The 1,680-nt window shown below is 43.4% G+C and carries 2 protein-coding genes; one reads left to right on the forward strand and one right to left on the reverse strand.

Features of this window, described 5'->3' with window-relative positions:
- Positions 1 to 98: 98 nt before the first annotated feature.
- Complete coding sequence (locus FW758_RS24385) at positions 99 to 593, reverse strand: TIGR00645 family protein (RefSeq protein WP_006080109.1); 495 nt, start codon at positions 591 to 593, stop codon at positions 99 to 101.
- A gap of 396 nt (positions 594 to 989) precedes the next feature.
- Between FW758_RS24385 and FW758_RS24390 the strand changes: the two genes are divergently transcribed.
- On the forward strand, positions 990 to 1,559 hold the full coding sequence (locus FW758_RS24390; RefSeq protein ID WP_446446808.1) for a DUF7010 family protein: 570 nt from the start codon (positions 990 to 992) through the stop codon (positions 1,557 to 1,559).
- Positions 1,560 to 1,680 lie beyond the last annotated feature (121 nt).

Raw genomic sequence — 1,680 nt, forward strand, 5'->3', positions numbered from 1 at the left:
CAGAAACGAATGAAACGTTATCTTCGTTTAGGTTTTGCTCTCAAAACCTTACACAGCGTTAACACCGTGTTCGCTCCACTTACGAAGGCTCGAACTTGCTATTTACCAGCGCGGGTCATTTTATCTAAATAGCCCATGGCAAAGGCTGACAACACGAAGGTGATGTGGATTAACAGATACCACATGATTTTATCGTTATCGATATTCTTCACATCCATAAAGATTTTTAGTAGATGAATGGATGAAATCGCCACGATAGAAGCGGCGACTTTGTTTTTCAGTGAGCCAGAATCCAGTTTGCCAAGCCAGCTTAGCTTCTCACTGTCTTCGCCCACATCTAACTGTGAAACGAAGTTTTCATAGCCAGAAAACATCACCATCACAATCAGGCCGCCGACTAGAGTGATATCAATTAAGGACAGGGTGACCAGCACCAGATCCACTTCGGTCATCTCAAAAATGATCGGTAGAATATGGAAGATCTCTTGGAAGAATTTAATGCCTAAACCGATTAGGACTAGGCTTAATCCCAAGTAAATCGGCGCCATAATCCAGCGAGATGCATACATTAGCCTTTCAAATATTTTTTCCATATTCCATTTAACCCTTAATCTAAAAATGCGGTAAAAAATCGAGTTACCAACGACTAAAACAGTAACATAGCGCATTTTAGGCGCGCGATAACCCTAGGGTAAAGCGTGAGATATATGCTGTTATTGCATTTTCTGTAGACATTGTCGTCATCTAAACCCGATTCGGGGTTTAGCAGCGCGGCAGCGTCTAACTTACTTATGTCTTCGATATGTTTGATTGTCGCTTTTTTCAAGCAGATACCAAAGTAAATTCAGCAACAGAGGATCACGTTTTTACACTTTTTAGGACTTTGTTGAAAGAGGTGACATTTGTCATCTTCTATTGCTGACAACTCACACTGCCGTGTTGGATTGTTAGCGTAGATACTTAAGCCATCTAAACAAGGAGGCTTAATCATGCAACACATATCATTGGATCAACAGTTAATTGAATACCGTCAACAACGTGCTTTGGCTATGCCTTTATCTGGCATGATAGTGTGGATCTTGCTATTTGTATTAAGTTTTATGTTATCGCCTTCGCAGTTGGTGATGGCGGTATTTATCGGAACGGGTTCAATCGTCTATTTAGCCATGGGCATTTCTCGGCTAACCGGTGAGAACATGTCGTTCAAGAAAAAGCATGAGCGTAATTGGTTTGATAACGTGTTTTTAGCCGCCGTAGGCATGAGTTTCCTGACCTTTGCTATCAGCATTCCATTCTTTATGGAAAATTATCTGGCATTGCCTTTCGCCCTTGCGGTGCAGACAGGGTTAATGTGGTTGGTTTATGGCGTGATAGCGGCGCAAAAGGTGGCGATTGTGCATGCGATTGTGCGCACTGTGGCTTGCGCGGCTGCCTTTATGTTGTGGCCTGAGTTGAGTTTTCAGCTTCAACCTTTGATTGTGGTGATATGTTATGGGTTTTCGATTCCACTCATGGAACGTCGTTGGAAGATTCAGCAAAATCTGTGTGTTGCCAGTTAGTGGTTTAGTTTAATTTTTGCGGCCTTACGGCCGAGGCAGATTAAAGTCGTGGGGCTTCACCCCACACCCGACCAAGGAGGACTGCTCGTCCTATCCTCCTTGGATTCTCCAAGACGCCCCC

The sequence above is a fragment of the Shewanella sp. 1180_01 genome (assembly GCF_052850535.1).